Below are 7,367 nucleotides of genomic sequence, written 5' to 3'. Positions count from 1 at the left end.
CGTCGATCTGGCCGCGCTCGACGACCGTGAAGCCATTTTCCACAGCGTTGCTGATTGATGTTTCGGAAATGTCCATCGCCACCAAAATCCCGCGCACCGCAGGATCGCCATTGCGATCCCGTTCAACATCAGCGCGATTCTCACGCAAGAATCGGTTGATCCGGTCTATGCGCAACCGATTGAGTAGCCTGTTCAGCTCCGACGTGCCCAGCCGATCCAACAGGTCGCCATCGACAATATCGGTAACGGGATCGACCACCGGGTTGATCGCGTCTCCGATGACTCGTTCGGGGAAAGCCAGGCCCGGGCCTCCGCCTGGCAACGACAATTGCGCCCATGCAGCCGCCGGCATGAGCAAAATCACGATGATCCACCAGTTGCGCAGGGATTTCATGCCTTCATACCTTCCAAGCCGTCTGGGCGATTGCCCATTTGCTTTCTTTTGCATTCATGGATTAAACGAACCCGTTTCATCGTTTCATCCATAGACCAAAAATAAAAGGATATCCGCGCTGAATGGCATTTGAACAGGATCTGCTGGAATTGCTCCCGCGATTGCGGCGTTTTGCTCGCAGCCTAACGCGTAATATCGATGATGCAGATGATCTGTGTCAAATGGCCCTCGAACGTGCGCTGCTCAAGCGTGACCAATGGCAAGCTGGAACGAGACTGGATAGCTGGATGTACAGAATAACTAGAAATATTTGGATTGATACGGTCCGCGCGGCGGGCCGGCGGGAAAATGTCGCCAATGATGATGACGCGATGCAGAATATTGCAGGCGACGATCACCAGCGCATGGAAGAACGAATGCAACTCTCCGATGTCGATCGCGCAATGGATCAGCTGCCGCTCGAACAGCGCGAAGCAATCGTGCTCGTTCTGGTCGAAGGCTTTGCCTATAAGGAGGCGGCAGCGCTGCTTGATATACCGATCGGTACTTTGACCTCAAGACTGGTCCGCGGTCGCGAGGCACTGCAACGTGAACTGGGAGAAGCGGCATGACTTTTGATGAGGAAACCATCATCGCCTATGTCGACGGTGAATGCGATGCGGTGACCGCGAGGCGGATCGAAAAAGCAATGGCCTCGGACAGCATATTGGCGGATCGCATCGCCCGGGAACAGGCGTTGAGAAGCCGGCTGGCTGCCCATTATGATCCGGTCGCCCAGGAGCCTGTGCCTGATCGTTTGACGGCGCTGCTGACCGCTTCGATGGAAAGCAATGTCGACAGCAGCTTTGCCGATCGAAAAGCCGACGAGGAGCAGAAAAAGGCCACCCGGCGCGGCTTTGGCATCGCGCAATGGGGCGCGATGGCGGCAACGCTGGCGCTGGGAATCGTGGTCGGCCAGTTTGGGCTTGGCCAGAATGAGGGTCCGATTGCCCAGCAAGATGGCAGCCTGATCGCCAGCGGTGCGCTCGAAACCGTTCTGGAAAAGCAGCTTGCCTCTGTCCAGAGTGATGACAGCCGCTATCGGATCGGTCTGACCTTCCGCTCCCAATCGGATCAGATTTGCCGCAGCTTTGACGATGAATCTCTTGCCGGGATTGCCTGCAAGGCCAATGATCAATGGCGGCTGGAGACCATGATTCCCGGCAAGGCGACAAGTGACTATCGGCAAGCTGCGAGCAGTGAAATCAACGCGCTGGCCGCGGCAATGATGGCCGATGCTCCGGTAGACGCGGCTGGCGAACGCGAACTGATGGAAAATGGCTGGAAATAGCCAGCCGGACATTGACGCAATATCGAACCATTTTATCGGATGCAAAAAATCAGGTCGGCATTGCGGACAATAAAAAAGGCGGGGTTTGATCCCCGCCTTTTTTTGCACTCCGAAGCCAGGAATTATTTGCCAAGCGTGACCCGGCCAACCCGGAAATTGCGGTCCCGCATTTCCTCGACATAATCCTTGTCAGCATCAACCAGCTCATTTTCATATTCTTCCCAGGCATCGCGCGTGTCTTCCGCATCGGTCGCCCGGCGCAGATCGCTTTTCAGCTCCTTGTCGGCTTCCAGGACATCGGTCAGATAATTATACCAATGCTTGTCATATTGATCGGCAATGGGGTCCTTGCGGATTTCGACATCGCGTTGCTGGTCTACATGAGCGGCTAGCGGGGTTGCGGTGACGGCGATAGCGGCGAGGCTGGTTATCAAAAATGCGCTTCTCATTTCAATGTCTCCTTCATGGGTGTGTAGGGAGAACGAAGGGAAATGCATTTTTCATCCATCGGAACAAAAATATTCCAATTTTGCTCGCTCAACGGTTTAGATGAGCAGTAGAAAGTGGCTTTCCGCTTTTGCGGTTAACGGTTCAGCATGCTCCCAAAACCCTCTTTCCTACAGCTTCCCGCTTCTGGTAAACTCGCGCCATGACCCCGCGCCACTATCCTCTGCCTTGCGTGCCATCCTCTGCGCCGAGCTGGAACGTTTCGCGGCCGCTGGTCGCGTGCTCTCTCGATAGAGATTCGGTTGATCTTATGCCAAAATAGCCAGATTCAGCGGCCACCGGTTTTTTCGCTTTAGGGCGTGTGACCCGTGTGACCCGAAAAAATATTATTGCGGCGGAACGAGCGCTGCTGAGATTGTTTTGATGATTGCCGGCTTCGGTTGTTGCCGGGAAGGGCGGTGCCAGGGCGCCGATGAAGCGGGGATGGGGTTGGACCACGAACCCGCTGTGTCTGTGGAGGTGCGTTAGGGATTCGAACCCTAGATACCATTGCTGGCATACCGCATTTCGAGTGCGGCGCTTTCGACCACTCAGCCAACGCACCTCAATAGACGGGGCAGCATCTAGCGATCATGGCGCAGCGCTGCAACCCATATCGGGGCGTGACGAAAAATCGCCGGGCTGATGGGCAGGGGGTGATCGAAATGCCTTCCTAAAAACCCTGTAAAACTGGGAAAATTTGAATATGGGCTTTTGTCCGTCCCTTCTCTGCTATAGACAGATTTTCCAATATTCCTGAATCAAGAAGGCGTGAATGGCGAAGCAGCAACATCCTTCATGACGGCCAGTCTCGCACAAAGTGGCCTGTTGCTGTCGCTCTTGCTGTTCGCAATATTGGCGGTGGCGGAAGCGATATATCCGCGCCGCCAGCGCCTGATGCCGCGCGTCAGGCGCTGGCGCACCAATATACTGATCATCCTGCTGGATAGCGCTGCGCTGCGCTTGATGGGGCCAATCGCCGCGCTTGCCGCCGCCAGCTATGCGACCCAGCATCATCTCGGCCTGTTCAACTGGACCGACTGGCCGGTCTGGCTGGAGTTCATTCTGGCGCTGGTCTTGCTGGATCTGGCGATTTATGGGCAGCATATCGCGACCCATAAAATACCGTTGCTTTGGGCGCTGCACAAGGTCCACCATGCCGATCGGGATTTTGACGTGACCACCGCGATACGCTTCCACCCGGCCGAAATCATCCTGTCGATGCTGTACAAGTCGGTTCTGGTCCTGTTGCTCGGTCCCAGCCTGTTGGCAGTGTTCGTGTTTGCGCTGATTCTCAATCTTTGTGCCATGTTCAACCACAGCAATTTGCGCTTGCCCGACTGGCTGGACCAATATCTGCGTCTGGCGCTGGTCACCCCGGACATGCACCGCGTTCACCATTCGGCCCTGCCTCGGGAAACCAACAGCAATTATGGCTTCAGCATTGCCCTGTGGGACCGGATATTCGGCACCTATATCGCGCAGCCGGCAGCGGGCCATGACGACATGACCATTGGCCTGACAGAATATCAGTCCGATGACCCGGCGGGCTTCTGGTGGAGTCTGAAAATCCCCTTTGGCGATCCGCCCAAAATAGACGAAAAGCCGGCGGCCGAGTGAGCTTTTCATAACCGGGTCAATTGCGATGTGCAAAAAACCCGCTAGTGGTGGTCTCGCCTGTGGCGTGCAATTGATCGATTGCTGCACCAGGCCCGCTCGAACAGAAAGACTTGCATGAAAAAAATTCTGATATTGGTTGCCTTTGCCGTCGCCATCGCAAGTTTCTTCTATTTCGATCTTGGCTCGCAGCTGACATTGGCCAATCTGAAAGCACAGCAGCAGGCGTTTGACGCGCAATATCAGGCCGCGCCATTGCTGGTGATCGGCATTTTCTTCCTGATCTATGTGGCAGCCACGGCGGCATCCGTACCCGGTGCGCTGATTCTTACCTTGGCGGCTGGCGCGCTATTTGGTGTGGTTACCGGCACCATCATTGTCTCTTTCGCCTCTTCCATTGGCGCGACGATCGCCTTCCTGTCGTCCCGCTATCTGTTCCGCGACACGATCAAGGCGCGATTTGGTGATGGCCTGAAGGCAATAGATAACGGCGTTGAAAAAGACGGACCGTTCTACCTGCTGACACTCAGGCTGGTGCCGATTTTCCCCTTCTTCCTGATCAACCTGCTGATGGGGCTGACCGCGATCAAGGCCCGCACCTTCTATATCGTTAGCCAGATCGGCATGCTGCTCGGCACATTGGTCTATGTGAACGCCGGTACTCAGCTCGCCAATATTGACGAGGTCAGCGATATCGGCTCGCCGGGACTGCTGCTGTCCTTCGCTGTGCTCGGGATAACGCCCTGGATTGGCAAGTGGATCGTGGGACTGATGAAGCGCCGGAAAGTCTATGCGGGCTGGACCAGGCCGAAAAAATATGATCGCAATATGGTGGTTATCGGAGCCGGTGCGGCTGGTCTGGTATCCGCCTATATCGCGGCCACGGTCAAGGCCAAGGTGACTCTGGTAGAAGCATCGAAAATGGGCGGGGATTGCCTCAACTATGGCTGTGTGCCCAGCAAGGCACTGATCAAGAGCGCCAAGGTAGCCGAGCAGATGCGTAACGGTGATGTTTACGGGCTGAACAAGGTCGAACCGAAACATAGCTTCAAGGCGGTGATGCAGCGGGTGCAGGATATCATTGCCACCATCGAACCGCATGACAGTGTCGAGCGCTATACCGATCTGGGTGTCGATGTCGTGAAGGGCTATGCGACGATCGTCGATCCGTGGACAGTCGAGATCAAGCGCGAGGATGGCGAGACACAGAGGCTCACGACGCGCTCCATCGTCATTGCCACCGGCGGCCGGCCATTTGTGCCCGATCTGCCCGGACTGGATGAGGTCGGCTATGTCACCAGCGATACATTGTGGGAAGAATTCGCCCGGATGGACGATATCCCGAAGCGGATGATCATACTCGGCGGCGGCCCGATCGGCTGCGAACTCAGTCAGGCCTTCGCCCGGCTGGGCGCGCAAGTGGTGCAAGTGGAACGCGCCGACCGCCTGCTGGCGCGTGAAGATGACGAAGTCGCGGAACTCGCTCTCGCCGCGCAGCAAGGCTCGGGCGTCGAAATATTGACCGGCCATGATGCGATCCGTTGTGAACTGGTGAACGGCGAGAAGCGCCTGATCCTTGCGGCTGGTGGTGAAGAGAAGAGCATCGCTTTCGATGCGCTGGTGGTCGCGGTTGGACGCAGCGCCCGGCTGTCCGGATTTGGACTGGAAGCACTGGGTATCGAAACCGATAAAACGATCGTCACCGATGATTATCTGGCGACGCTCTATCCCAATATTTTTGCAGCCGGCGATGTTGCCGGTCCCTATCAGTTCACCCATGTCGCATCGCATCAGGCCTGGTTTGCGGCGGTGAACGCCCTGTTCGGCCAGTTCCGCAAGTTCAAGGCCGATTATCGGGTCATTCCGTGGACTACGTTCATTGATCCTGAAATTGCGAGGGTTGGCCTGAACGAGCAGGATGCGAAGGCGCAGGGCGTTGCTTATGAAGTCACGACTTACCAGATGCACGAACTGGACCGGGCGATAGCGGACAGCGCGACGCAGGGATTTGTCAAAGTGCTGACCCCGCCGGGCAAAGACAGGATATTGGGCGTCACCATCGTTGGTGATCATGCGGGTGAATTGCTCGCCGAATATGTGCTGGCGATGAAATATAAGCTCGGCCTGAACAAGATATTGGGGACGATCCACACCTATCCGACCATGGCCGAGGCGAATAAATATGCCGCCGGCGAATGGAAACGCGCCCATGCGCCGGAAGGCCTGCTCCGCTGGGTCGAACGCTATCATGACTGGATGCGCGGATGATGGATGTCCTGCAACAGGGTCAGGGCCTGATTGGCCTGTCGCTGATATTGGTTTTCGTCTGGCTGCTGTCCGAAAACCGGCAAGCCCGGCCAAGCTGGAAATGGATCGGCGGCGCGCTATTGCTGCAATTCACCATTGCATTGGTGATCGTGCGTGTGCCCTTTGTCTGGGATTTCATCGGCCTCGCCAATCAGGGCGTGATGGCAATTGAAAAAGCGACCCTGGTCGGATCATCCTATATGTTCGGCTATGCTGGCGGGGCGGAATTGCCCTTTGTGTTGAAAGAAGGCGCGCAACCGCCGTTGATCATCGCTTTCCAGATATTGCCGCTGGTCATTGTATTTTCGGCGCTGTCCGCCTTGCTGTGGTATTGGGGCGTGCTCGCGTGGATTGTCCGCGGCCTGTCCTGGGCGCTGCGCAAGACCATGGGGGTCAGCGGCGTGGTCGGCCTGAGTGGTGGCGCCAACATCTTTCTCGGCGTTGTCGAATCACCACTGGTATTGCGCGCTTATTTTGACAAGATGAGCCGGGCGGAGCTGTTCATGGTGATGGTGCTGGCAATGTCGACCATCTCCGGCGCGATATTGGTCCTCTATGCTTCGACCCTGTCCGCGACCGTTCCCAATGCCGTCGGCCATATGATTTCCGCGTCGCTGATATCCTTGCCCGCCGCGATATTGATCGCCCGGCTGATGGTGCCGGGGGACGGCAAGACGGAGACCGGCGGCGAGCAGCCGGGGCTCAAATATGATGGCAGCATTGATGCCATTGTGCGCGGAACGATGGAAGGCGTGCAAGTGTTCCTGGCGGTTATCGGGATCATCCTGGTGGTGTTCGCGCTGGTAGCGCTGGTCGACCAGATATTGACGATATTGCCTTATGTCGATGGCCAGGCGGTGACGATCAAACGCGCCTTTGGCTGGTTGTTCGCGCCGGTGATGTGGACATTGGGCGTGCCCTGGGATCAGGCACCAGCGGCCGGTGCGTTAATGGGCACGAAAACGATCCTCAATGAATATGTCGCCTATCTTGATCTCGCCGCACTGCCGGAGGGCACCTTTGATCCGCGTAGTCAGCTGATTGTCGTCTACGCGCTTTGCGGCTTTGCCAATCTCGCCAGCGTCGGATTGCTGGTGTCGACCATCGGCACCCTGTCGCCAACGCGCCGTGTCGAAGTGGCGGGGCTGGGCATGAAAAGCTGGATCGCGGGTAATTGCGCCACCGCGATGACCGGGGCGGTCATCGGTCTGCTGACCTTCGGGTGAGGCGGCA

General features: G+C 56.9%; 6 protein-coding genes, 1 tRNA gene and 1 pseudogene. 5 read left to right on the top strand and 3 right to left on the bottom strand.

The genetic code is table 11. The features are described from left to right. Positions 1–394, bottom strand: a pseudogene (locus V7665_RS02675) (hypothetical protein); the annotation flags it as partial. A 122-nt stretch (positions 395–516) separates the two neighbouring features. Between V7665_RS02675 and V7665_RS02670 the strand changes: the two are divergent. Beyond that, positions 517–1,005: an RNA polymerase sigma factor gene (locus V7665_RS02670; protein ID WP_335662986.1), complete on the top strand. Its 489-nt coding sequence runs from the start codon at positions 517–519 to the stop codon at positions 1,003–1,005. After that, positions 1,002–1,724, top strand: coding sequence for an anti-sigma factor family protein (locus V7665_RS02665; protein WP_335662985.1), 723 nt, complete (start codon positions 1,002–1,004; stop codon positions 1,722–1,724). Before V7665_RS02670 ends, V7665_RS02665 begins: the two co-directional genes overlap by 4 nt. 122 nt (positions 1,725–1,846) lie before the next feature. Here the strand turns inward: V7665_RS02665 and V7665_RS02660 are convergent, their stop codons facing one another. Together V7665_RS02660 and V7665_RS02655 are read right to left on the bottom strand one after the other, a co-directional pair. Continuing rightward, positions 1,847–2,173, bottom strand: coding sequence for a hypothetical protein (locus V7665_RS02660; protein ID WP_335662984.1), 327 nt, complete (start codon positions 2,171–2,173; stop codon positions 1,847–1,849). A 512-nt stretch (positions 2,174–2,685) separates the two neighbouring features. Continuing rightward, positions 2,686–2,775, bottom strand: a tRNA-Ser gene (locus tag V7665_RS02655). A 233-nt stretch (positions 2,776–3,008) separates the two neighbouring features. Between V7665_RS02655 and V7665_RS02650 the strand changes: the two genes are divergently transcribed. From V7665_RS02650 to V7665_RS02640, 3 genes are all read left to right on the top strand, one after another. Continuing rightward, positions 3,009–3,830 carry a sterol desaturase family protein gene (locus tag V7665_RS02650; protein WP_335662983.1) on the top strand — a complete coding sequence of 274 codons (822 nt, stop codon included), beginning with the start codon at positions 3,009–3,011 and terminating at the stop codon, positions 3,828–3,830. A gap of 114 nt (positions 3,831–3,944) precedes the next feature. Then, positions 3,945–6,095 (top strand): FAD-dependent oxidoreductase, encoded by a 2,151-nt coding sequence (locus tag V7665_RS02645; protein ID WP_335662982.1) that lies wholly within the window; start codon positions 3,945–3,947, stop codon positions 6,093–6,095. After that, the gene (locus V7665_RS02640; RefSeq protein WP_335662981.1) at positions 6,092–7,360 is read left to right on the top strand and encodes a NupC/NupG family nucleoside CNT transporter; all 1,269 of its coding nucleotides are present in this window, start codon (positions 6,092–6,094) and stop codon (positions 7,358–7,360) included. Before V7665_RS02645 ends, V7665_RS02640 begins: the two co-directional genes overlap by 4 nt. Positions 7,361–7,367: the final 7 nt, after the last annotated feature.

It is taken from the genome of Parasphingorhabdus sp. (assembly GCF_036964675.1).
GTDB lineage: Bacteria > Pseudomonadota > Alphaproteobacteria > Sphingomonadales > Sphingomonadaceae > Parasphingorhabdus.
This window is presented reverse-complemented; position numbering and strand designations above follow the sequence as displayed.

Bases quoted from the DNA above. Each gene is read 5' to 3' on its own strand.
- V7665_RS02670 (WP_335662986.1), top strand. From the start codon at position 517: ATGGCATTTGAACAGGATCTGCTGGAATTGCTCCCGCGATTGCGGCGT.
- V7665_RS02665 (WP_335662985.1), top strand. From the start codon at position 1,002: ATGACTTTTGATGAGGAAACCATCATCGCCTATGTCGACGGTGAATGC.
- V7665_RS02660 (WP_335662984.1), bottom strand. From the start codon at position 2,173: ATGAGAAGCGCATTTTTGATAACCAGCCTCGCCGCTATCGCCGTCACC.
- V7665_RS02650 (WP_335662983.1), top strand. From the start codon at position 3,009: ATGACGGCCAGTCTCGCACAAAGTGGCCTGTTGCTGTCGCTCTTGCTG.
- V7665_RS02645 (WP_335662982.1), top strand. From the start codon at position 3,945: ATGAAAAAAATTCTGATATTGGTTGCCTTTGCCGTCGCCATCGCAAGT.
- V7665_RS02640 (WP_335662981.1), top strand. From the start codon at position 6,092: ATGATGGATGTCCTGCAACAGGGTCAGGGCCTGATTGGCCTGTCGCTG.